General features: G+C 26.7%; 1 protein-coding gene. It reads left to right on the plus strand.

Going from position 1 to position 844, the window contains the following annotated elements; all coding sequences use genetic code 11:
* The first annotated feature begins 34 nt into the window (after positions 1-34).
* Positions 35-790: a DUF6090 family protein gene (locus Q0822_RS18180; RefSeq protein WP_299126394.1), complete on the plus strand. Its 756-nt coding sequence runs from the start codon at positions 35-37 to the stop codon at positions 788-790.
* Positions 791-844: the final 54 nt, after the last annotated feature.

The following is an 844-nucleotide window of genomic DNA, read 5'->3' on the forward strand; positions in this document are numbered from 1 at the left end:
ACCGTTGTGCTTCATTATAACCAACCATTAACCAATGATAAAATTCTTTAGAAAAATTAGACAAAAAATGCTGACTGAAAATAAATTCAGTAAGTATCTGATTTATGCAATCGGAGAGATTATTTTGGTAGTTATTGGGATATTAATTGCTTTACAGATTAATAACTGGAATGAAAATAATAAAACAAGAAATCAAGAATTAGCATTACTTAAGAGTTTGAAATTTGAAATGGAAGAAAATGTAATTATGATTGATTTACATCTAGAATATTTAAATAATATGAAATTAAATTATGATAGAATTCTATCTCTCACAAATCCTAATTATATAGAAAAAAAAGAAGATAGCTTACAATATGCGTTAACTAATATTTTTACTATAAGCACTTTTCTACCTAAAAATACAGAACTGAACGCAGCTCAAAATTCAAATTCCATTAGACTCATAAGAAACAAAAAAATAACAACAGGTCTATCAAAATGGATTTTGCAATCAGAATTTGTTATAAACTTTGGCTCTACAGCAAATGAATATTATAACAACACCTTAGTACCAACCGTTTTAAATTACTATCAACTTAAAAATATTACATATGACCGAAGCAATGGGAATAATGGGACTGTCAGCAAACACAAAAGTAATTTGGAAAAATTATTTAGAAATAGAGTGTTTGAGAATAATTTATACCGTATGAACACTTTAATTAGAATTAGAGCTTCCTATGCAGCAGATTTGAAAGTAGAAACTCTAAATTTGATTCAGCTTTTAAATAAAGAATTGAATAATTAAAAAATAACGAAAGCACAACAATGGCTATAAGTAATTGCTTGTTCTCGCCTACTT

Source organism: uncultured Winogradskyella sp. (assembly GCF_947496485.1).
Classification (GTDB): domain Bacteria; phylum Bacteroidota; class Bacteroidia; order Flavobacteriales; family Flavobacteriaceae; genus Winogradskyella.

Coding starts and splice junctions, on each gene's coding strand:
- Q0822_RS18180 (WP_299126394.1), top strand. CDS start 35: ATGATAAAATTCTTTAGAAAAATTAGACAAAAAATGCTGACTGAAAAT.